The organism is Kitasatospora sp. NPDC059827, from assembly GCF_042731675.1.
Lineage (GTDB): Bacteria > Actinomycetota > Actinomycetes > Streptomycetales > Streptomycetaceae > Kitasatospora.
The window spans coordinates 35128-54196 of the sequence record NZ_JBHWIV010000003.1 but is presented as its reverse complement, the minus strand read 5'-3'; the positions used below and the strand labels follow the sequence as shown (position 1 = coordinate 54196).

The window sequence follows — 19069 nt, the reverse complement described above, 5'->3', positions numbered from 1 at the left end:
ATGCTGCTCCGCACGCCGCGGGCTGTCGACCCCAGCAGACCTCAGCAGACCTCAACCGAACTCAGTCGAAGTTGACGCAGTACCCGACCGGGATCGACGCCGTGACCCGGCCGGACGTCAGGTCGATCGCCCGAGCGGTGGCGTTCTTCGTCTCGCAGTTGAACGGATTGCCGGTGACCTGGCCGAAGCTGCCGCCCGCGAACCCGGCGTTGCGCACCGCCGTCACGGTCTGCGACCACTCCACGGTGCCGGTCGAGTTCAGGACGATCTGCAGCCGCACCCGGCCGTCGACGTTGAAGTGGTCACCGCTGAGCTCCAGTCGGCCGTTCGTGTCGTCGGCCCAGATCCGCACCGCCAGCCGCCGGTCGTCGGCCTGGGCATTGTCGGACTTCGCCTGCGCCCGGGTCTCCGGCGTCACGCACACGGTGTCGCCGACCCAGCCCTCGCGCCAGACGAAGCCCTGGACGCAGAAGCCGTCCGCCTGGGTCCGGAAGGGCACCTGGCTGTTGTCGAACGCCGCCTGGGACCGGATGTCCGGGGTCACGCAGACGTGGTCGCCCGGCCGGGCGTCCCGCCAGACGAAGCCCTGGCGGCAGGTGTCCGGGCCGAAGTCCTGGGCGTGTGCCGGGAACGCGCCCAGCGCGCCGCCGCCGAGAGCCAGGACCGCGGCCACGGCCGTGCTCGCCCCGGCCCGCAGGATCCGTCGAGTGCTCATCGTCAGCACCTCCTTGAAGAACCTGCGCCCAGCCTGCACCGCCCCCCGTCACACCACCGTGACGCCCGGGCAGTGCACGGCGCCAATGCGACCACCGGCTCCATGGGTGGTCACCCATGGAGCCGGTGGCCAGACAGTGAGCGCGATGTCCAGGTATGCCTGAACCGGCTCGAACAGCCCGTACGGCACGTACTCGGGGATCTCGGCGAGCGCCACCCACGCGATGGCGTCCAGCTCGTCCGTATCCACTACCTCAGCGGTACCGCCGAAGCCGTCGCAGGCGGTGTACGACATCAGCCGACCAGTCTTCGGATGCACCCTCTGGCCCAGGAAACCGACGACGGCCACACCCAGTCCGGTCTCCTCCGCCGTCTCGCGAACCGCCGCCTCCTCGGGCGACTCACCGGCCTCGATCTCACCGGCCGGGAACTGCCACGACAACTGGCCCTCGCTGACCCGCCGTCGCACCATCAGAACGCGGCCTTCGTGGACCACGATCGCGGCGGAAATGCCCGGGCGTTCCTCCGCACTCTGCTGTGTCACGTCTGCTCCTCCAGGACGGCGAGGACGGGTGGGGAATCGTATCGGCGTCGATGAAGCGGGCCACCAAGTTTCGAGGAACCCACATCACGTCGATGTCCTCGACAGCGTCATTGTTGGCTGCCGCACGAACATTCCGACCGAGAGGTTCGCCCAGCGGACAGCTGACGAAGAAGCTCGTCCCCTCCCCACCAATGTGCCGGCTTTGAACCCGTAGCGTCAGCTCGCCTTGAGGCGATCCATGAGGTCGTCGACGCCGTCGACCTGGCGATAGGACTGGAACACCGGGGCGAGTTCGCGTACCAGGGTGACGCACCGTTCGGCACCGATCCGGGTGGCGAGATCGAGGGACTGGTTCGTGACGGCGAGGGCCTGTTCGACCTCGCGTGCCTGTAGGAGGCTGCGGGCCTCGTATGCCAGGAAGATCCCGCGGGTCTTGTCGCGGGAGCGTGGCAACAGACTCATGCCCTCGTCGATGCGGGCGTGCGCTTCGCCGGGACGGCGGAGGTCGAGCATGCACTGGCCGGAGTCGACGGCCAGGTCTGCCGCGCTCATCCACCGGCACCAGCCTGGGGCCGGGTCGGGGCTGTCGGTCAGCAAGGCCGCCTCGGCGGCGGCGAGGTCGCGGTGACAGTCGGAGGCAGCACCAAGGGCGGCGTGTGCGCGGGCCCGGCGGAGGTAGAGCAGGGATCGGGCGGTTGGGTGCTGGGTGTGGATGAGCGCCTGGCTGAGCGGTTCGACGGCGGCATCGGGCTGGGTGAGCCAGATCGACTGGTAGGCGAAGTCGGAGAGGATGCCGGCGCCGAGGTCGCGGTCGCGGGCGGCGTGCGCGTTGGTGAGCGCCGCGTTCCAGAGCTTGCCCGCCGCGAAGTGATGCCCCTGGTCGAACCGGTGCCAACCGCAGGTGCTGGCCAGGGAGGCGGCCAGCAGGTGAAGCCGCTGGCCGACGGGTTCGGTGTAGCGACCGTGTTCCAGCAGGTCGATCACGGTGTCGAGCTGAGCATCGATCAGCTTGGACGTGTGCTGGCGCTGTTCGGTGGGCAGGGCGGTCAACTTGGCACTGGTGTCTTCCATCCAGTCGACCAGTTCGGCGTCGACGCGATTGCCGTTCAGAGCAGTGGTGAGCCGGTCGGGTTCGAGGGCGGCCCACTGGGCCGAGAGCCCGGCCAGCGCAAGCGCGCTGAAGGTCATGAAGGTGCGGCGGCGATGGTCCATGGCGGCTCTCTGTGCGTCTCGAAGTGCGTGAACGGTGGATGCCGCCCCGAGCGGCACCGGTTGTTCCTGGCCGGGCAGCCAGTGGGGCCACTCGAAGGCTTCCAGGTCGGCGATCGGGACGTCGAAGGCTTCAGCGATCAGGAGCTGGGATTCGATGCTGGGCGTCTTGCGCCAGTTCTCCCACTTGCTGACGGCGGCCTTGTCGGTGCCGGAGCGAAGGCCTTCGGGCCTGCTCCTGGCGGCGTGGTGGATGCGGGCCGCGAGGTCGGTCTGGGACCAGCCGCGAAGCGCGCGGGCGTACGCGAGGGGGTGCCGGATCTGGTCGTCCACGAGACCAATCCCATCATCGACAGTGACCGCGAGCTTACTGCAAGCGATGCCGGGACCACCCCGGGACTACAGACAAAGCCTGGTTGGTGGCCGTGAGTTGGGCTCTACTCTTCGTGCACCGAAGAAGTTCCTTCGTGAAGCGGAAGGAGTCTCCACGCCACCGCCTCGCCGCTGTTCCACCTCCGTGCAGTGCCGGTGCTGTGCGAGACCCGAGCGGACGGCAACATCGACCCGAACCGGATTGAGAAGCTGATCACCCCCCGCACTCGGGCGGTCATGGTCACCCACCTGTGGGACAAGCCCACCGGCATGGCTGGCCGCGAGGCTCGAATTCTGCCCCCCTGCTCACGGGAAAGCGTGTCCGTCTCACGCTGGATGAGGCCAAGCGCCAGAGATAGGGCGCGGCACCACCACTTCGTATCACCGGGTGCCCCGTGCTCTCGCCTTGGCTGTCCGCGGCCCCCATTCATCGACGGCGTTTCTAGCCAGCGCCAGAGCAGTGGAACTGAGGAGGTACTCATGACCCAGACAGCTGATCCACCGCTCGAAGGCAGGACCAGCTCAGCACATGCCATAGGCCGGATTGCATGGTGCGCCTTCAACGACGCCACCACGAACTCGCTCGGTGAATTGGGAGCGTCGTTTCAACAGTTGGACGGCGCGGTCGGTACGAGCTCGGCGACCGGGCTATTGCTGCGCACCTGCCACCGCGTCGAGTGGTACGAGGCGGAACCTGCAATGGTGGCCACCGCGCCGCTCTCGATCCGGCTCAGCCGGAGGATCACTGGCCACGACGCCGCCGCCTCCCGACTGACCCAGATCGCCGCAGGCACGATGTCGCTGATCCTCGGGGAACAGCTCGTCTTCCAGCAGGTGCATGCGGCCTTCGACCGGCTGCCCATTGACCATCCGCTTCGGCCGGCGGGAGCAGAGGTGCTCCTGCTGGCCGACCAGGCGCGGCGCCGCTTCGGTCTCCGCGCTCGACTCGACTACCGTGACCTCGCCCGAACCCTGCCGGGAGTGTCGACCGCTCAGTCGAGCAACCTGGTCGTGGTCGGGGGCGGCATGCTCGCCCAAGCCGTCGCACATGAACTCGGCGATGATCGCCGCGTCTTCCTCCTGACCCGCAACCCCAAGAAGCTTCGTCGGCTCCTGCGGACCGGGTCCGCCGGGACGACTGTTCTACGGATCACGGACCTGCCCGACACCGTTCGGGACAGCGGCTTCGACCTGGTGCTCGCGACGTCTGGTCTCACACCGCAGTACCGCGACCACATCGCACGCCTCGTGGACGCCGCCGCCCGCCGGCTGGTCGTCGACCTGTGCGCAACGCCCGTCCTGCATGAGTGCTCGAACTACCAGCACCTGTACCACCCGGCCGTCACCGACCTCATCGAGGACGCCAACCGACCGACCATCGAGGCCGCCCGGGCAGCCTCCTCTTGGATCGAGAGCCACTACGGAGGCCGCAGTTGACCACGATCGTCGACACGCTGGTGATCGGTGCCGGCCCCGCTGGGCTTGTCGCCGCCGATCGCCTCGCTGAGAACGGAGCCAGGGTGCTGCTGGTCGACGCCGGCCGCCCCTACCAGCGTCGGACCTGCCCGGTGGACCTCATGCGCTCCTGCAACGGGTGCAAGGGCATCTGCAACGTGATCTCCGGATTCGGCGGCTCCATCCACTACGGGGACGGGGTCAAGCTCTCGCAGTTCCCCAGCGGCAGGCGCCTCGCCGAACTCCTCGGCACCGAACGGGCCGAAGCCCTCGCCGACCGGGCCGTGCGGCGACTGTGCGGTGCGGAGCAGCCTGCCTTCCGCGGAGCGCGCCCCACCGACGGCCCGTTCAAGGTCAAGGACTACCCGGTGGCCTCGCTCAGCGCGGAGCAGGTCCGCACGCTGATCGAACGGCTCCACCACCGCATCACAGCCGCCCCGGGCACCGAGTTGCGGATGCAGACGCAGGTCACGTCCCTCCGTCCGCTCGGACAAGGGTGGCAAGCCGAGACTGCGGGGCGGGCCGGCACCAGTGAGACTGTGCACACGAGTTCGGTGATCGTCGCAGTTGGACGGCGCGGCCAACGCTGGTGGCAGCAGGCTCTTCGGCGCCTCGAACTCTCCTACTCCGCGCCCGCTCCCTCCGTGGGAGTCCGCTTCGAGGCCCCGACGGCGCTCCTGCGGCGCGGGTCCGACATCCACGAGGACTTCAAGACCACCATCGTCACCAACGGCGTGAAGATCAAGACGTTCTGCTACTGCGCCGGTCCGGGTGGCGGCCGAATCAAGTTCACGGACTACGGCGACCACACGCTCCTCGACGGCCACGTCATCCCTGAGGCGAAGTCGGGCAGCACCGCGAACTTCGCCCTGCTGGCACAGCTACGAGCCCTCGACGGTACTCCGCACAGCACCGCCTGGATCGAGGAGAACCTCCTCGTGCCGTACCGGAGACTGAGGACCGACCGGCCGGGGAAGCCCGTCCTCCAGTGGTACCCCGACTTCCGTAGCCGCGCCCTCGACTGCACCAGCCTCGAGCAGTTCGCCGAACTCAGCGGCTTCCACCCCTCCCTTCGCGACTACCAGGTCGCCGACCTCGCGGGCATCCTGCCCCGGGACATCCACGCCGCTCTGTCTGACGCCTTCGAAGACCTGATGGCCTACTTCAGCGGCAGCGCCCTGACGAGCCAAGCCGCCGCCCAGATCGCCGTGATCGGCCTCGAGCTGGAGAACCTCTGGGACGAGTTGAGCCTCACCGACAGCCTCGAGACCACGGCCCCCGGTCTGTACGCAGCCGGCGACTGCACCGGGCTGGCCCAGGGCATCCTCCAGGCCGCCGTCGGCGGCCTCGCCGCGGCCGAGGCCATCGCCGACTGCCCCGGCGGCACCACCGGGCTGGCCGCATGACCGGCGCCCAGGCCGTCTCAACGGCCAGCCGAGCCGCCGTCGAGATCTTCGGCGACGACCTCCTGTGCTCCTTCGTCGGCGGCTCGTACGCACGCGGCAGCGACAAGACGACCAGCGACATCGACCTCTTTGTCGTCACCGCCCGCAGCGACCACGACCGGGAGCGCATCTTCGCCGAGCGTCTGCGCGACATCCACCAGGCCGCCGGCCTCGACTTCGACCACTGCGGAGAGATCCTCACCCTCGACACCCTCAACACCCTGCTGGCCTTCACGGAACACTGCATCACGGCCGTGCCGGCCGTTCAGCGGTCCGCCTGCTACCTCGCCGACTGTCCGCTGTCGGTGTTCCGCAAGGGCGATGTGGTCTTCAAGTTCCTCACCGACCCGAAGACCGCTGTCCACGACCCGGCGGGCCTGCTGCCGGCGCTCGAAGCCCGGGCCGCGACCTACTTCTCCGCCTGGCCGATGCCCCGGGTCCAGGAGCACAAGGGCCGGTTGCGCCTGCCCTCCGGCAGCCCGCAACAGCGGCTCGCCGGCCTATGGCAGGACAGAGACGCCACGGACTCCTGGACCGACACCCCGGTCGGAATCGGCCTGGAGCGCTGGTTCGGTACCGCGCTGGCCACCCGATCCGAAGCCCTGTACCCCGGCAACCCCGTCAATGTCGCGCCGCCGGACGGCGCCACCTGCCCGTTGCCCGTCACGGCCGGCACCGCCCTGGCCGCACTCCTGTCCGCTCAGTGCCTCGCCTTCCTCCACACCGAACCGGAAGGACCCCGATGACCACCGTCTCTCTCGGCATGCCGACCCCGAGGCTGCCGATCTACCGCCAGACCCGCGAACGGTTCGTCTTCCTCTACCCGACCACCGCCTGCGGCCTGCGCTGCAAGACCTGCTACGTCGGCAACGACCGCCTCAACGCCGCCAACACCATGACCATCGAGACCGCCGTCAAGATCATGGACTACTTCCGGATCACCGGAGGCCACGACAAGCTCTACCTCCTCGGCGGCGAGCCCACCATGCACCCCGAGCTGCCCACCATCGTCAGCGAGGGTCGCAAGCGCGGCTACCAGGTCACCATCAGCAGCAACGGCGACTTCGACGACGAGCTGTTCGGCAAGATCCCGCCGAGTGCCCTGAGCAGCTTCAACTTCTCCCTGGAGTCCGCCGACCCGCGCATCCACCGCAAGATCCGCGGCAACCCCACCAACTACGACAAGGTCGTCCGCCACATCTCCCAGGCGCGTGAACTCGGCTACCAGGTCCGCGTGATGTGCACCGTCTCGCAGACCAACCGCGAAGGAGCCCTCGACCTCATCCCCTTCCTCGCCGAACTCGGCGCCCACACCCTCAGCTTCCACAACCTCGGCAAGACGGGGAACGGCGCCCGATTCCTCCAGCCGCTCAACCCCACCGAGTGGATGGACTTCTGCGCCGAGATCGAAGCCTTCCCGCCGGAGCCGCGCCTGGCGGTCTACTACCCGCCCACCTTCGTCAAGGCCGGCGACCAGGCGGCGTGGTTCGACCGTGGTTACCCCGGCTGTCCCGCCCGCACCCTCGACCGGCCGCACGTCTACCCGGACGGCACCGTCTTCGCGTGCCCCGTCTTCATGGACAACGGCCGGCACCACGCCACCTTCAACGGCGACCGGCTCGTCCTGAACCCCGACCCGAACAACGAGCTCAACGCCTACCTCACCACCGACCCGGTGTGCACCGGCTGCCCCAACACCGGCACCTGCGGCGGCGGCTGCCCCGCGTACTCCCAGATCCCCGCCTACCGGGATGAGGGTTTCTACTCCTGCGACCGCGACACCACGCCGCTGTGCATCCTGTGGACGGTCTCCGCCTGGGGTGCCCGCGAAGACGACTCGCTGCATGCCCTGCGCTGATAAGGGAGACGAGACCGTGACCGAAACCCTCGTGCACGCCGCCGTGCACGCCACGGCGGCCAAGGAACCGTTCCTGTTCCTCTACATCACCGAGAAGTGCCAACTGCGCTGCAAGCACTGCTACATGGGCGACCGCCTCGACGCCGAGCGGCGCATGACCTCCGCGATGGTCGAGGACATCCTCTCCAGCCTCCGCGTCGCCTACGGCCAGTACAAGGTCTACCTGCTGGGTGGCGAGCCGACCACCCACCCCCAGTTCGGTGACATCCTCGACATCTGCAAGGCCCAGGGGTACAAGGCCGTCCTGACCTCCAACGGCCTCATCCCCCCGAAGGCCTGGCCCCTGCTGCAGGGCCGCCTCGACTCCTTCTCCTTCTCCATGGACGGCGCCCACCAGGAGACCCACGAGCAGATGCGGGGTGAGAAGACCTGGCGCCCCCTGCTCACCAGCATGGAGCGCGCCGTCGCCGACGGCTTCCAGACCCGCGCCATCTTCACCGTCACCACCGCGAACCGGGCCGACGTGTTCGACGCCATCGACCTCGCCGACTCCATCGGCCTGGAGATGCTCTCCTTCCACTACTTCACCCCCACCGGCCTGGGCCTGGACAAGCCCCACTTCCAGATCCCCCCGGACGAGTGGGTGCAGCTGTGCGGCCAGATCCGTGAAGCCGCCGCCGGCCGCCGCGTGCGCGTCTTCTACCCGCCCGCGTTCGCCACCGCCGACCAGCTTCCCGCCTTGCGGTCCGCCGGATACGGCGGCTGCACCGCCCGCAACCTCGAACGCCTCGCGATCTTCCCCGACGGCCGGGTGTACATCTGCTCGGCGTTCTTCGACACCGACCTTCACTACGGCGAGTTCCGCAACGGGGCGATCCACCCCCGTCTCCAGAACGGCATCAGCGAACTCACCCTCGTCAACACCATCTCCGCGAACTGCCGCACCTGCTCGCACAGCTCCACCTGCGGAGGCGGCTGCGCGGCGTACGACCACCTGCAGAAGACCCTGATCAGCAACGACTGCGATCGCACCACGATCCCGGTCTGCCCGCTGTGGTCGATGCCCGCCGAACCGGAGGGAACCGAACACCGCCTGGTCGACCTGCGCTGACCGGCCGGAGGACGAGCAGGGCCCGCACACCCACCAGGGCGTGCGGGCCCCATGCATCACGCCAACTCAGCCAGAGCCTTGTCCAGGCGCACCAGGGTCCGCTCGCGGCCGAGGACCTCCAAGGACTCGAACAGCGGCAGTCCCACCGTCCGGCCGGTCACCGCTACCCGGACCGGAGCCTGGGCCCTGCCCAGCTTCAACCCGAAGACGGCCGCCGTCTCCTCCAGCACCGCCTTGAGTGCGGCCGTCTCCCACACAGCCTCGGCCAGCCGCTGCCGAGCCTCCCGAAGCAGGTCCGCCGCCCCCTCCTTCATCGCCTTCGCCCACGACGCCTCGTCGCGCACCGGCTCATCCAGGAACAGGAAGTCGACGTACGCGGTGATCTCCGACAGCACCGAGATCCGCGTCTGTGCCAGGCCGGCCACGGCGGCGAACTGCACCGGATCGAACGCTTCCGCCACCCAAGGGGCCCGCGGGGAGGACAACCACGGTGCGCACGCCGCCTCGAACTCGTCCACCGGAAGCGCCCGAAGGTACTCGCCGTTGAACGAGGCCAGCTTCTTGACGTCGAAGAACGCAGAGGAGCCGTTCACGTCCTCCACACGGAACAACTGCTCCAGCTCGGCGTACGGACGGATCTCGACGTCGTCCTTCGGGCCCCAGCCCAGCAGCATCAGGTAGTTGACCATCGCCTCCGGCAGGTAGCCCTCAGCCAGGTAGTCCTCCAGTGCCACCTTGTCGCGCCGCTTGGAGAGCTTCTGCCGCTTCTCGTTCACGATGACCGGCAAGTGCGCCCAGACCGGCGGCTCGGCGCCCAGGGCTGCCCACAGCAGCTGCTGCTTGGGGGTGTTCGAGAGGTGCTCCTCGCCGCGGATCACCTGGGTGATCCCCTCGTCGAGATCGTCGACCACATTGGCCAGCAGGAAGACCGGGCTGCCGTCGCCCCTTGCGATCACGAAGTCCTCGATGGCGGCGTTGGGGAACTCGGGATTGCCGCGGATCAGGTCGACCACCACGGTGGCCCCGTCGTCCGGGGTGCGGAAGCGAAGAGCCCGACCGGCCTCGAAGCCCAGGCCCCGATCGCGGCAGAACCCGTCATAACCGAGCTGCTGGGAACCGGTGCGCTCGGCCACCTGCTCCCGCGTGCAGTCGCAGTAGTACGCCCGGCCGGCCGCGTACAGCTCGGCGGCAGCCTCGCGGTGCCGGGTCTCGTTCTCCGACTGGAAGTAGGGGCCCTCGAAGGCCGGGTCCGCCTTCGAGATGCCGATGGACGCGAGCGCGCTGATGATCCCCTCGGTCCACTCCTCGCGGTTGCGGGCCGCGTCGGTGTCCTCGATCCGAAGGACGAACTTGCCGCCGCGCTGTCGTGCCGTCGCCCAGTTGTAGAGCGCCGAACGGGCACCACCGACGTGGAACATGCCAGTAGGGCTCGGAGCGAAGCGGACTCGGACAGGCGAAGAGGCAACAGTCATGCGAACACGGTAGCGGCGCCCGTAGGTCCGAGTTGCCGCTCACCGTGATCGGTGCTGACCTGATGATGGACACGGACGGCACCCCAGGCGTCCAGAGGCGTATCGCGAGTTCACCCGATCGAAGGATGAGCCGGTGTGGATGTACGGAGAGCAACAGGAGCAGACGCGCTGTCGATAGCCCGCCTCCGCGCGCAGATGATCAAGGTACCCCCGACCGGCCGGTGGTTCGAGGACCTCACCGCCTACCTGGTGGATGGCCTTGCCCGCGCTGAGGACATGGCTGGATTCGTCATCGACGGGCCCGCCGATTCTGTCGTCTCAGTCGCACTCGGAAGCATCTACGAAGCGCCACCCGGGCCGACTTACAGCGGCCGGGCCGGGTATGTGCACCTTGTCCAGACGACACCAGGCTGCCGCCGCCAAGGGAACGGCAGGGCGGTCACGACCAGACTCCTGACCTGGTTCTGGGACCAAGGCTGTGGGCTGGTCAGCCTCAACACAAGCGCAGACGGCGCGCAGTTGTACCAGTCGCTCGGCTTCGAGAAGAACGAGCGCTCCATGAGGCTGTTCAGGCCTCAGTAGTGCGTGGATGCTCGCGGCGGCCACCGGGCCCGAGTTCAGCCAGGAAGGCAGGGGCGAATACCTCCTGGAGGAAATCCCCCTCACCACCGAAGCCCTCGACACGATCACCCCCTTGCCCCAGGACTTCGCGGCCGTCCTGCGCGAGGCCGTCGAGCGCGGGGAACTCATCGCCGTCAGGTAGTCGCCAACGCTGGATTTTGCCAACAGCCTGACGGTGCGTCAATCGCCGTGCTACGTTCCGTAATCTAACCGAAAACAGGTGACCCCGGCAGCGCGCCAACGCTCCGGGGTCTGGCACCCGGAGCGGAACCTCCCGATGCGTATCCATCGTACCGAACACGTACGTCACTTCACCGTGCTACCCAACGCCGTGCTCCAGTACCGGCGGCTGAGCTACACCGCCCGAGGCCTGCTCGCGGACCTCCTCTCCCGCCCCGACGGCTGGCGCGAGGACGGGCGGCACATGGCCGACAGCAGCCCGCAGGGGCGTGGCGCCGTCCGCAAGGCGTTGAAGGAGCTGACCGAGGCCGGGTACTACCGGGTCGAGAAGATCCGGATGCCCGACGGCACGATCATCACCGAAGCCCACATCTACGACACCCCGCACCTCACGGCTCCGCCGAGTACCACCCGTCCGGCGCCCGGCGAACCGGCAACCGGCCGTGCTGGCAGCCCTGTTGTAAAGGACCGGCAGCAAGAACCCTCCCTCCCCACGAGCCCGGCCGACGAAAGCAACCGGGGAGGAGGGGAGGAAGCACCCGAGATCCGCGAAGCGGTCGCCACTCTGTTCCGGGTGATCCGCCCCGAGCCCCGGCTGCGCCTGGGCGAGGCCGAAGCCGCCGCACTCGCGCCCCTCGTCGCACAGTGGCTGCAACGCGGCGCGGCCCACGCCGACCTCGCCCAAGCCCTGCTGTCGGGCCTGCCCACCCCGGTGCACTCGGCGGCCGCGGTGCTCCGCTACCGCCTGGAGCACAAGATGCCGCCCGCCCAGCCCGCTGCACGGCCACCGGCCCGGTACGCCGAGTGCGCCAAGTGCCACGACCCCGTGCCCCGCCCCGGCATCTGCCGCCCGTGCGCCGGCCTGGCCACCCGAACCCCCACGGCCCGCGAGGGCACGGACGTGGCCGCCGCAGGTGCCGCCCGAGTCCGAACCGCCCTGCGCTCCGCAATGACCAGCACTCGGCCTGCACAGATCGCAGCCTGAGACAGGCTCCATCAGCGGCGCGCGACGAGGGCCGGGGTGGGCACCCGCCGGCAGGCGGGTGGGGGGTGGACGGTGGGGAACGGCGGTAGAACTGCTCAATAAAGCAGATGATGCGAGGGTGTTCACCCCGGAGGCGGAAACGCCGCTGCCCGGGACTCCACGAAGGAGTCCCGGGCAGCGGTTGACGATCGACGATCGACGGACGACCTCAGACGTTGAAGCCCAGGGCCCGCAGCTGGTCGCGGCCGTCGTCGGTGATCTTGTCCGGGCCCCACGGCGGCATCCAGACCCAGTTGATCCGCAGGTCCTGGACCAGGCCGTCGGTGGCGGTCTTGGCCTGGTCCTCGATGACGTCGGTCAGCGGGCAGGCCGCCGAGGTGAGCGTCATGTCGATGGTGGCCACGTCGGACTCGTCGATGTGGATGCCGTAGATGAGGCCCAGGTTGACGACGTCGATGCCCAGTTCGGGGTCGACGACGTCCATCAGGGCCTCGGTCAGGTCCTCGACCGAGACGGTGCCGGCGGTGGTGCCGACGATGACGACGCCGTTCGGCTGCTCCTCCGCGGCGGTGTCCGCAGCGGAGGCCGTGGCATCGGCGGTGGCGGCGGCGGTGGTGGTGCTCTCGTCACTCATGGTCTTGTCCTCCCTCTGCAGGTTCAGTCGTTCACAACGGGGTGCTTGGCGAGCGCCTGGGCGGTGGCGTCCTTCCAGGCCATCCAGCTGAGCAGCGCGCACTTGACCCGGGCCGGGTACTTGGAGACGCCGGCGAACGCGACCGCGTCCTCCAGCACCTCCTCGTCGCCCTCGCCCTGGCCCTTGCTCTGCATCAGCTCCAGGAAGGCCTCCTGGACGGCCTGGGCCTCGCCGACGGTCTTGCCGACGACCAGCTCGTTCAGCACCGAGGCGCTGGCCTGGCTGATCGAGCAACCCTGGGACTCGTACGAGACGTCGGCGACGGTCGTGCCGTCGAGCTTCACCCGCAGGGTGATCTCGTCGCCACACGTCGGGTTGACGTGGTGCACCTCGGCGTCGCCGTCCCGCAGCCCCTTGCCCTTCGGGTTGCGGTAGTGGTCCAGGATGATGTCCTGGTACATCGAGTCGAGCTTCATGATCGTCCTGCCCTGTCCCGTCAGCCGAAGAAGTTCCGGACGTGGTGCAGGCCGTCGATCAGCGCGTCGACCTCGCCCGGCGTCGAGTACAGGTAGAACGACGCCCGCGTGGTCGCCGGAATTCCGTACCGGAGGCAGACCGGACGCGCGCAGTGGTGTCCGACGCGCACGGCGATGCCCTGCTCGTCCAGCACCTGGCCCACGTCGTGCGGGTGGATGTCGCCGAGGGTGAAGGAGATCGCGGCGCCGCGGTCCACGGCCGTGCGCGGACCGATGATCCGCAGGTCGGGGACCTCCAGCAGGCGCTCCACCGCGTACTCGGTGATCGCGTGCTCGTGCGCGGCGATCTTGTCCATGCCGATGGCCGACAGGTAGTCGATGGCCGCGCCGAGCCCGACCGCCTGGGCGATCGGCGGGGTGCCGGCCTCGAACTTGTGCGGCGCCGGGGCGTAGGTGGACGAGCCCATGGTGACGGTCTCGATCATCTCGCCGCCGCCGAGGAACGGCGGGAGGTCCTCCAGCAGCTCCTGGCGGCCCCAGAGCACGCCGATGCCGGTCGGGCCGAGCATCTTGTGGCCGGTGAAGGCGACGAAGTCGGCCTCCAGCGCCTGGACGTCGAGCACCATGTGCGGCGCGGCCTGCGAGGCGTCGATGACGACCAGCGCGCCGACCGACTGGGCCTTGCGGACGATCGTCTCGACCGGGTTGACGGTGCCGAGCAGGTTGGAGACCAGGGTGAAGGAGACCACCTTGGTCTTCTCGGTGATCAGCTCGTCGATGTCGGACAGGTCGAGCCGGCCCTCGTCGGTGAGCCCGAACCACTTGAGCTTCGCACCGGTGCGCTGCGAGAGCAGCTGCCACGGGACGATGTTGGAGTGGTGCTCCATCTCCGTGATCACGATCTCGGAGTCGGCGTCGACCTTGTACGGCTCGTCGGCCCAACCGAGCATGTTGGCAACGAGGTTGAGCGACTCGGAGGCGTTCTTGGTGAAGATCACCTCGTTGCGGCTCGGCGCGTTGACGAAGGCCGCGACCTTGTCGCGGGCGCCCTCGTACAGCGCCGTGGCCTCCTCGGCGAGCACGTGCACGCCGCGGTGGACGTTGGCGTTGTGCCGCTCGTAGTAGCCGGTCAGCGCCTCGAGCACCTGGCGCGGCTTCTGCGAGGTGGCCGCGTTGTCCAGGTAGACGAGCGGCTTGTCCTCGTGGAGCAGACGCTGCAGGACCGGGAAGTCCTTGCGGATCGCGTCGGTGTCCAGCAGTCCCGTAAAAGCGTGGGTCACTCGGAAGCGCCCCCCTTCACATACGCCTCGTAGCCCTCGTTCTCCAGCTTGTCGGCCAGCTCGGCGCCGCCGGACTCGACGATGCGGCCGCCCGCGAAGACGTGGACGTAGTCGGGCTTGATGTACCGCAGGATGCGGGTGTAGTGGGTCACCAGCAGGGTGCCGACCTCGCCGGTGGAGCGGACCCGGTTGATGCCCTCGGAGACGATGCGCAGCGCGTCGACGTCCAGGCCGGAGTCGGTCTCGTCGAGGATCGCGATCTTCGGCTTGAGGAGCTCCAGCTGGAGGATCTCGTGGCGCTTCTTCTCACCGCCGGAGAAGCCCTCGTTGACGTTGCGCTCGGCGAACGCCGGGTCCATCTGCAGGGCGGCCATCGCCTCCTTGACCTCCTTGACCCACAGCCGCAGCTTGGGGGCCTCGCCGCGGACGGCGGTGGCGGCGGTGCGCAGGAAGTTGGAGACCGAGACGCCGGGGACCTCGACCGGGTACTGCATGGCCAGGAAGACGCCGGCCTTGGCGCGCTCGTCGACGGACATCTCCAGGACGTCCTCGCCGTCCAGCAGCACGGTGCCGCCGGTGACGGTGTACTTCGGGTGGCCGGCCAGCGAGTAGGCCAGGGTGGACTTGCCGGAGCCGTTCGGACCCATGATGGCGTGGGTCTCGCCCTGCTTCACGGTCAGGTCGACGCCCTTCAGGATCTCGCGCGGGCCGTTCTCGGCGTCGACGGAGACGTGCAGGTCGCGGATTTCAAGGGTTGCCATGTGTACTCAGGACTCCTGGTTGACGGAGACGAGCACATCGTCCCCTTCGATCTTTACGGGGTAGACAGCGACCGGCTTGGTGGCGGGCAGGCCGGAGGGCTTGCCGGTGCGCAGGTCGAAGCTGGAGCCGTGCAGCCAGCACTCGATCATGCAGTTCTCGACCTCGCCCTCCGAGAGCGAGACGTTCGCGTGCGAGCAGGTGTCGTTGATCGCGAACACCCCCTCGTCGGTGCGGACGACCGAGACCGGCACGCCGTTGAGGTCCACGCGCTTGGGCACGTCCTCCTGGAGGTCGCTCAGCGCGCAGGCACGCAGGAAGCTCATCGGGATCAGACCGCCGCTTCCAGCTCTGCGTCGATCTTCACCAGGAGCTGCTCCTGGACCTCGGCGACCCCGATCTGCTGGAGCAGCTCGGCGAAGAAGCCGCGGACCACCAGACGGCGGGCCTCGTCGGCCGGGATGCCGCGGGCCATCAGGTAGAACAGCTGCTCGTCGTCGAAGCGGCCGGTCGCCGAGGCGTGGCCGGCGCCGACGATCTCGCCGGTCTCGATCTCCAGGTTCGGGATCGAGTCGACCCGGGCGCCGTCGGTCAGCACCAGGTTCCGGTTGAGCTCGTAGGTGTCGGTGCCGAGCGCGGCGGCGCGGATCAGCACGTCGCCGACCCAGACCGCGTGGGCGTCCTGGCCCTGCAGCGCGCCCTTGTACGCCACGTTCGACCGGCAGTGCGGCGTGTCGTGGTCGATGACCAGGCGGTGCTCCAGGTGCTGGCCGGCGTCGGCGAAGTACAGGCCGAACAGCTCGGCCTCGCCGCCGGGGGCCGCGTAGTTGACCCGCGGGTGGAGGCGCACCAGGTCGCCGCCGAAGGTGACGACCACGGACTTGAACGAGGCGTCCCGGCCGACCAGCGCGCTCTGCTGGGCGACGTGGACGGCGTCCCGGTCCCAGTCCTGGACGGAGACGAAGGTGAGCTTGGCGCCGTCGCCGACCAGCAGCTCGACGTTGGCGGCCCGGGTGCCGGTGCCCTCGTGGTTGAGCACCACGACGGCCTCGGCGAACGGCTTGACGTCGATCACCACGTGGGCGAAGCGGACCCCGCCCTCGGCGCGCACGTCGATCCTGACCGGCTCGGTCAGCACCGCGTCCTTGGGGACGGTGACCACCAGGGCCTGCTCGAACGCGCTGAACGCCTGCGCGGCGACCCGGTCGACCGGCGTGCCGGCCTTGCCCAGCCGGGCGTCGTCGCGGCCGACGGTCTCGGCGGTGACGCCGTCCGGCAGCGCGAACTCGACCTTGTCCTCGCCCCGCTCACCGGCGGCGGCGGTGCCGTCATGCAGGCCGGCGAGGCGGTGCAGCGGGGTGAACCGCCAGTCCTCCTCGCGGCCGGTGGGCACCGGGAAGTCGTTCACGTCGAAGGACGGCTTGACCGCGACGCGCGCGTCGATCGGCTGGTGGACGCTGGTCCGGCCGGTGCCGGGGCCGGCGAGCTGCTCGCCCGCGCCGGCGGTACCGACCTCGATCGAACCGGCGGTGGTGGAGCCGGTGGTGTTCTGAACGTCAGCCATGGCTGTTCGTAGTGCTCTCTTCCTCAGGAAATCCGGATGGATGGCGGCGGTTCGGCCGGTCGTCAGCCGACCGCGCCCTCCATCTGCAGCTCGATCAGCCGGTTGAGCTCCAGCGCGTACTCCATCGGCAGCTCGCGCGCGATCGGCTCGACGAAGCCGCGGACGATCATCGCCATCGCCTCGAACTCGGTCATGCCCCGGCTCATCAGGTAGAACAGCTGGTCCTCGCTGACCTTGGAGACGGTCGCCTCGTGGCCCATGGACACGTCGTCCTCGCGGACGTCCACGTACGGGTAGGTGTCCGAGCGGGAGATGGTGTCGACCAGCAGCGCGTCGCACAGCACGTTGGACTTGGCGCCCTTGGAGCCCTCACCGATCTCGATCAGACCGCGGTAGGAGGTCCGGCCGCCGCCGCGCGCCACCGACTTGGAGACGATGTTGGAGGAGGTGTTCGGCGCCATGTGCACCATCTTGGCGCCGGCGTCCTGGTGCTGGCCCTCGCCCGCGAAGGCGATCGACAGGGTCTCGCCCTTGGCGTGCTCGCCCATCAGGTAGACGGCCGGGTACTTCATGGTGACCTTGGAGCCGATGTTGCCGTCGACCCACTCCATGGTCGCGCCCTCGTACGCCACGGCGCGCTTGGTGACCAGGTTGTAGACGTTGTTCGACCAGTTCTGGATGGTCGTGTAGCGGCAGCGGCCGCCCTTCTTGACGATGATCTCGACGACCGCCGAGTGCAGCGAGTCGGAGGAGTAGATCGGCGCGGTGCAGCCCTCGACGTAGTGGACGTAGGCGTCCTCGTCGACGATGATCAGCGTCCGCTCGAACTGGCCCATGTTCTCGGTGTTGATCCGGAAGTAGGCCTGGAGCGGGATGTCCACGTGCACGCCCTTCGGCACGTAGATGAACGAGCCGCCGGACCACACCGCCGTGTTCAGCGCGGCGAACTTGTTGTCGCCGGCCGGGATGACGGTGCCGAAGTACTCCTTGAAGATCTCCGGGTGCTCGCGCAGCGCGGTGTCGGTGTCCAGGAAGAGGACGCCCTGCTCCTCCAGGTCCTCGCGGATCTGGTGGTAGACGACCTCGGACTCGTACTGGGCGGCGACACCGGCGACCAGGCGCTGCTTCTCCGCCTCCGGGATGCCCAGCCGGTCGTAGGTGGCCTTGATGTCCGCGGGCAGGTCCTCCCAGGACTCGGCCTGCTTCTCGGTGGAGCGCACGAAGTACTTGATGTTGTCGAAGTCGATGCCGGTGAGGTCGGAGCCCCAGGTCGGCATGGGCTTCTTGCCGAACAGCTTGAGGCCCTTGAGCCGCAGGTTCAGCATCCACTCGGACTCGTTCTTCTTCGCCGAGATGTCGCGGACGACCTCCTCGCTGAGCCCGCGCTTGGCCGCGGCGCCGGCGGCGTCCGGGTCGGCCCAGCCGTACTCGTAATTGCCGAGGCCTTCGAGCTCGGGGTGCGAAACGGTGTCAGTCATGCGAGCTTCCTAACGCGCGGACGCTGAATCTTCGGTGGACGCGGAGTTTTCATGTGCTGGCAGTCGGCACTGCATCGGAACCGCGGCCCGCCGGGGGCAGGGCAGGCGACGATGCGGCACCGGGTGCCGGCACATAGGTGGTGCAGACCCCGTCGCCGTGGGCGATGGTGGCCAGCCGTTGCACATGGGTGCCCAGGAGCTGGGAGAAGACCTCGGTCTCCGCCTCGCAGAGCTGCGGGAACTGCTCGGCGATGTGCGCGACCGGGCAGTGGTGCTGGCAGAGCTGGGCGCCCGCCGGGGCCTTGGCCACGGCCGACGGGACACGCCGCACCGTGGCAGCGTACCCGTCCGCGCTCAGCGCCTGGGCGAGGGCCTCCGGACGCTCCTGCGCCTCGGCCCCCCGCAGTGTCTCCCGGTACTTCTCGCCCTGCTTGCCGAACCGGGCGCGGGCGAAGGCGGCGACCGCCTCCTCGCCCGCCTTGCCGCCGCCCACCGCGTCGGAGATCCAGCGCAGCGCGTCGGCGGCGAGCTGGTCGTACGCCTGGTAGAAGGCGTCCCGGCCGGCGTCGGTGAGGGCGAAGACCTTGGCCGGGCGGCCCCGGCCCCGGCTGCCGTAGACCCGCTGTTCGCGGGACTCGACCAGACGGGCGGCGGCCAGGCCGTCGAGGTGGCGGCGGACGGCGGCGGCGGTGAGGCCGAGCCTGGTCGCCAGGTCGGCGGCGGAGGAGGGGCCGTGGTCCAGGATCGACCGGGCGACCCGGTCCCGGGTGGCCCGGTGGCCCTCCAGCAGCACCTCGGCGGCCGTCACGGGCACGTCGCAGCCGGGGGCCGACTCGGCCTCCTGCTGCGGGGTGTGCTCGCGCATGTTTTTCACAACACCAGTGTTGCGTAATTACTTCCGGCAGGACAAGC

Annotated in this window: 19 protein-coding genes and 2 pseudogenes; 9 read left to right on the top strand and 12 right to left on the bottom strand. The window is 69.0% G+C overall.

The window, feature by feature from the left end; translation table 11 throughout:
* Nucleotides 1-61 precede the first annotated feature (61 nt).
* The 3 genes and pseudogenes from ACFV8H_RS02580 to ACFV8H_RS02570 all read right to left on the bottom strand — a co-directional run bounded on the left by ACFV8H_RS02580 (nucleotide 62) and on the right by ACFV8H_RS02570 (nucleotide 2800).
* Nucleotides 62-715, bottom strand: a complete 654-nt coding sequence (locus ACFV8H_RS02580; protein ID WP_380396205.1) for a hypothetical protein — start codon at nucleotides 713-715, stop codon at nucleotides 62-64.
* Nucleotides 716-853: 138 nt separating this feature from the next.
* Nucleotides 854-1258: pseudogene (locus tag ACFV8H_RS02575) on the bottom strand (NUDIX hydrolase); the annotation flags it as partial.
* A 216-nt stretch (nucleotides 1259-1474) separates the two neighbouring features.
* Entirely contained in the window at nucleotides 1475-2800 is a 1326-nt protein-coding gene (locus ACFV8H_RS02570) for a helix-turn-helix transcriptional regulator (protein ID WP_380396204.1), read from the bottom strand.
* Nucleotides 2801-2965: 165 nt separating this feature from the next.
* Here ACFV8H_RS02570 and ACFV8H_RS02565 point away from each other — a divergent pair.
* The 6 genes and pseudogenes from ACFV8H_RS02565 to ACFV8H_RS02540 form a co-directional block, all read left to right on the top strand.
* A pseudogene (locus ACFV8H_RS02565) lies at nucleotides 2966-3100 on the top strand (DegT/DnrJ/EryC1/StrS family aminotransferase); the annotation flags it as partial.
* Between the two features lie 219 nt (nucleotides 3101-3319).
* Complete coding sequence (locus ACFV8H_RS02560; protein WP_380396203.1) at nucleotides 3320-4276, top strand: hypothetical protein; 957 nt, start codon at nucleotides 3320-3322, stop codon at nucleotides 4274-4276.
* Nucleotides 4273-5700, top strand: a complete 1428-nt coding sequence (locus ACFV8H_RS02555) for an FAD-dependent oxidoreductase (RefSeq protein ID WP_380396202.1) — start codon at nucleotides 4273-4275, stop codon at nucleotides 5698-5700. The genes ACFV8H_RS02560 and ACFV8H_RS02555 overlap by 4 nt, the downstream gene beginning before the upstream one ends.
* Complete coding sequence (locus ACFV8H_RS02550) at nucleotides 5697-6485, top strand: nucleotidyltransferase domain-containing protein (protein ID WP_380396201.1); 789 nt, start codon at nucleotides 5697-5699, stop codon at nucleotides 6483-6485. Before ACFV8H_RS02555 ends, ACFV8H_RS02550 begins: the two co-directional genes overlap by 4 nt.
* On the top strand, nucleotides 6482-7597 hold the full coding sequence (locus ACFV8H_RS02545) for a radical SAM protein (protein WP_380396200.1): 1116 nt from the start codon (nucleotides 6482-6484) through the stop codon (nucleotides 7595-7597). The genes ACFV8H_RS02550 and ACFV8H_RS02545 overlap by 4 nt, the downstream gene beginning before the upstream one ends.
* Before the next feature lie 16 nt (nucleotides 7598-7613).
* Nucleotides 7614-8708, top strand: a complete 1095-nt coding sequence (locus tag ACFV8H_RS02540) for a radical SAM protein (RefSeq protein WP_380396199.1) — start codon at nucleotides 7614-7616, stop codon at nucleotides 8706-8708.
* A gap of 56 nt (nucleotides 8709-8764) precedes the next feature.
* Here ACFV8H_RS02540 and gltX read toward each other — a convergent pair whose 3' ends face one another.
* A complete protein-coding gene (gene gltX / locus ACFV8H_RS02535) occupies nucleotides 8765-10126 on the bottom strand; it encodes a glutamate--tRNA ligase (protein ID WP_380396198.1) in 1362 nt (453 codons plus the stop codon).
* A 249-nt stretch (nucleotides 10127-10375) separates the two neighbouring features.
* On the opposite strand from gltX, the gene ACFV8H_RS02530 reads away from it, so the two are divergent.
* The 3 genes from ACFV8H_RS02530 to ACFV8H_RS02520 all read left to right on the top strand — a co-directional run bounded on the left by ACFV8H_RS02530 (nucleotide 10376) and on the right by ACFV8H_RS02520 (nucleotide 11966).
* On the top strand, nucleotides 10376-10762 hold the full coding sequence (locus tag ACFV8H_RS02530) for a GNAT family N-acetyltransferase (protein WP_380396197.1): 387 nt from the start codon (nucleotides 10376-10378) through the stop codon (nucleotides 10760-10762).
* A 7-nt stretch (nucleotides 10763-10769) separates the two neighbouring features.
* Nucleotides 10770-10943: a hypothetical protein gene (locus ACFV8H_RS02525; RefSeq protein ID WP_380396196.1), complete on the top strand. Its 174-nt coding sequence runs from the start codon at nucleotides 10770-10772 to the stop codon at nucleotides 10941-10943.
* A 135-nt stretch (nucleotides 10944-11078) separates the two neighbouring features.
* Complete coding sequence (locus tag ACFV8H_RS02520) at nucleotides 11079-11966, top strand: hypothetical protein (protein WP_380396195.1); 888 nt, start codon at nucleotides 11079-11081, stop codon at nucleotides 11964-11966.
* A 208-nt stretch (nucleotides 11967-12174) separates the two neighbouring features.
* On the opposite strand, the gene ACFV8H_RS02515 is transcribed toward ACFV8H_RS02520, so the two are convergent.
* The 8 genes from ACFV8H_RS02515 to ACFV8H_RS02480 all read right to left on the bottom strand — a co-directional run bounded on the left by ACFV8H_RS02515 (nucleotide 12175) and on the right by ACFV8H_RS02480 (nucleotide 19022).
* Nucleotides 12175-12600, bottom strand: a complete 426-nt coding sequence (locus ACFV8H_RS02515; protein ID WP_380396194.1) for a metal-sulfur cluster assembly factor — start codon at nucleotides 12598-12600, stop codon at nucleotides 12175-12177.
* 23 nt (nucleotides 12601-12623) lie between these two features.
* Nucleotides 12624-13076 (bottom strand): Fe-S cluster assembly sulfur transfer protein SufU, encoded by a 453-nt coding sequence (gene sufU / locus ACFV8H_RS02510; RefSeq protein WP_380396193.1) that lies wholly within the window; start codon nucleotides 13074-13076, stop codon nucleotides 12624-12626.
* A gap of 20 nt (nucleotides 13077-13096) precedes the next feature.
* The gene (locus ACFV8H_RS02505; protein ID WP_380396192.1) at nucleotides 13097-14356 is read right to left on the bottom strand and encodes a cysteine desulfurase; all 1260 of its coding nucleotides are present in this window, start codon (nucleotides 14354-14356) and stop codon (nucleotides 13097-13099) included.
* On the bottom strand, nucleotides 14353-15117 hold the full coding sequence (gene sufC, locus ACFV8H_RS02500; protein ID WP_380396191.1) for a Fe-S cluster assembly ATPase SufC: 765 nt from the start codon (nucleotides 15115-15117) through the stop codon (nucleotides 14353-14355). Before sufC ends, ACFV8H_RS02505 begins: the two co-directional genes overlap by 4 nt.
* A 6-nt stretch (nucleotides 15118-15123) precedes the next feature.
* The gene (locus tag ACFV8H_RS02495) at nucleotides 15124-15441 is read right to left on the bottom strand and encodes a bifunctional 3-phenylpropionate/cinnamic acid dioxygenase ferredoxin subunit (protein ID WP_375888434.1); all 318 of its coding nucleotides are present in this window, start codon (nucleotides 15439-15441) and stop codon (nucleotides 15124-15126) included.
* Nucleotides 15442-15446: 5 nt separating this feature from the next.
* Nucleotides 15447-16679: a Fe-S cluster assembly protein SufD gene (gene sufD / locus ACFV8H_RS02490; RefSeq protein WP_380396190.1), complete on the bottom strand. Its 1233-nt coding sequence runs from the start codon at nucleotides 16677-16679 to the stop codon at nucleotides 15447-15449.
* Between the two features lie 62 nt (nucleotides 16680-16741).
* On the bottom strand, nucleotides 16742-18157 hold the full coding sequence (gene sufB, locus ACFV8H_RS02485; protein ID WP_375888428.1) for a Fe-S cluster assembly protein SufB: 1416 nt from the start codon (nucleotides 18155-18157) through the stop codon (nucleotides 16742-16744).
* 49 nt (nucleotides 18158-18206) lie between these two features.
* The gene (locus ACFV8H_RS02480; protein ID WP_380396189.1) at nucleotides 18207-19022 is read right to left on the bottom strand and encodes a helix-turn-helix transcriptional regulator; all 816 of its coding nucleotides are present in this window, start codon (nucleotides 19020-19022) and stop codon (nucleotides 18207-18209) included.
* Between the last annotated feature and the right edge of the window lie 47 nt (nucleotides 19023-19069).

Bases quoted from the DNA above. Each gene is read 5' to 3' on its own strand.
- ACFV8H_RS02580 (WP_380396205.1), bottom strand. From the start codon at position 715: ATGAGCACTCGACGGATCCTGCGGGCCGGGGCGAGCACGGCCGTGGCC.
- ACFV8H_RS02560 (WP_380396203.1), top strand. From the start codon at position 3,320: ATGACCCAGACAGCTGATCCACCGCTCGAAGGCAGGACCAGCTCAGCA.
- ACFV8H_RS02550 (WP_380396201.1), top strand. From the start codon at position 5,697: ATGACCGGCGCCCAGGCCGTCTCAACGGCCAGCCGAGCCGCCGTCGAG.
- ACFV8H_RS02545 (WP_380396200.1), top strand. From the start codon at position 6,482: ATGACCACCGTCTCTCTCGGCATGCCGACCCCGAGGCTGCCGATCTAC.
- gltX (WP_380396198.1), bottom strand. From the start codon at position 10,126: ATGTTCCACGTCGGTGGTGCCCGTTCGGCGCTCTACAACTGGGCGACG.
- ACFV8H_RS02530 (WP_380396197.1), top strand. From the start codon at position 10,376: ATGATCAAGGTACCCCCGACCGGCCGGTGGTTCGAGGACCTCACCGCC.
- ACFV8H_RS02525 (WP_380396196.1), top strand. From the start codon at position 10,770: ATGCTCGCGGCGGCCACCGGGCCCGAGTTCAGCCAGGAAGGCAGGGGC.
- ACFV8H_RS02520 (WP_380396195.1), top strand. From the start codon at position 11,079: ATGCGTATCCATCGTACCGAACACGTACGTCACTTCACCGTGCTACCC.
- ACFV8H_RS02515 (WP_380396194.1), bottom strand. From the start codon at position 12,600: ATGAGTGACGAGAGCACCACCACCGCCGCCGCCACCGCCGATGCCACG.
- sufU (WP_380396193.1), bottom strand. From the start codon at position 13,076: ATGAAGCTCGACTCGATGTACCAGGACATCATCCTGGACCACTACCGC.
- sufC (WP_380396191.1), bottom strand. From the start codon at position 15,117: ATGGCAACCCTTGAAATCCGCGACCTGCACGTCTCCGTCGACGCCGAG.
- ACFV8H_RS02495 (WP_375888434.1), bottom strand. From the start codon at position 15,441: ATGAGCTTCCTGCGTGCCTGCGCGCTGAGCGACCTCCAGGAGGACGTG.
- sufD (WP_380396190.1), bottom strand. From the start codon at position 16,679: ATGGCTGACGTTCAGAACACCACCGGCTCCACCACCGCCGGTTCGATC.
- sufB (WP_375888428.1), bottom strand. From the start codon at position 18,157: ATGACTGACACCGTTTCGCACCCCGAGCTCGAAGGCCTCGGCAATTAC.
- ACFV8H_RS02480 (WP_380396189.1), bottom strand. From the start codon at position 19,022: ATGCGCGAGCACACCCCGCAGCAGGAGGCCGAGTCGGCCCCCGGCTGC.